Here is a 988-nt window from a genome sequence, read left to right as displayed (position 1 = left end):
CCCCATCACCCGACGCCCGGCGCCGACTCAGCCGCCTTGGCCGGGCGGCGCTCCTACACCTCACCTGTGAGGCTGTACCTCCGAGCGCACCCGCACACCCCGACCAAGCCGCTCGCCTCGGCACACCCGGGCGGCTGCCGCGGCAGCCCTGGCACGTTGCGTCGAACGGCCGCACCTCGTGTGCCAGGGCGGACGCCGGCGACGCCGACCACTTCGTTTTGCCTGCTCTTGGCGCACGTCCTGGCACCGTTGAGTGTGGCCGCATCAAGCGAAGACAAATGGGTGAGTGCGTTGCAGGACCGCGCCGCCCGGCTCGCCTTCCCGACCTGGGCGCCGCAAGCCGGCGACTGGACCCACCTCTATACCGGGTTCGTCGACGACGGCACCCCGTACACGGAGGTGTCCGTCTACCGGGCGGGTGACGGCGGCGGGCATGTCCGCATCCACTACCGGCGGTATACCGGCGACGAGCTGACGGCGTTCTGGGCGAGGCTGCTCCACGAGGTCACCGAATGATGGCCGAGCCGGGTGTGATCACACACCGCCGCCCGGTCGACCGCACTCGCGCCCGGTTCCACGCGGCCGAAGTTCCCAGTAGCCACCCTGGTAGCCGCCCGCATGCCCATACCTCTCAGCCCCGAGTTCGTCCGTCCCGGTAGGCGCCGTAGCACCTGGCGGATTGTCAGAGATGATCTCTAGGGTGCCACGCATGACGTGTTCACCTCCTTCGGCCGAGGCGGCCTTATGACGGCCTGGCCGCAGGTCCGCGACCGCATCACCGCCCGCGACGCCCGCGGTCTGGCCGACCTCGTGATCACCCTGTCCGACGCCGATCGCGCCGAGGTCGCCCGGCGCCTGCCGGACCTGCGCAGGGACCTGCGCGAGGCCGCCGACCGTCGTGCGAGGGAGCGCTGGTCGCTCGGCCTGGGCGAGGACGAAGGGGACGGGGAGTGGGACGACGGCGAGGGCGACGGGCGCGGGCCCGGGC

General features: G+C 71.9%; 2 protein-coding genes. Both read left to right on the top strand.

What is annotated here, in order from left to right:
- The first annotated feature begins 282 nt into the window (after positions 1-282).
- A complete protein-coding gene (locus E1286_RS47345; RefSeq protein WP_246075791.1) occupies positions 283-516 on the top strand; it encodes a hypothetical protein in 234 nt (77 codons plus the stop codon).
- A gap of 228 nt (positions 517-744) precedes the next feature.
- On the top strand, positions 745-988 hold a 244-nt coding region (locus E1286_RS47340), incomplete at its 3' end, for a hypothetical protein (protein WP_132623980.1).

Source organism: Nonomuraea terrae (assembly GCF_004348995.1).
GTDB classification, from domain to species: Bacteria; Actinomycetota; Actinomycetes; order Streptosporangiales; family Streptosporangiaceae; genus Nonomuraea; species Nonomuraea terrae.
The sequence above is the reverse complement of the archived record's forward strand: the minus strand, read 5'-3'. Positions and strand labels throughout refer to the sequence as shown.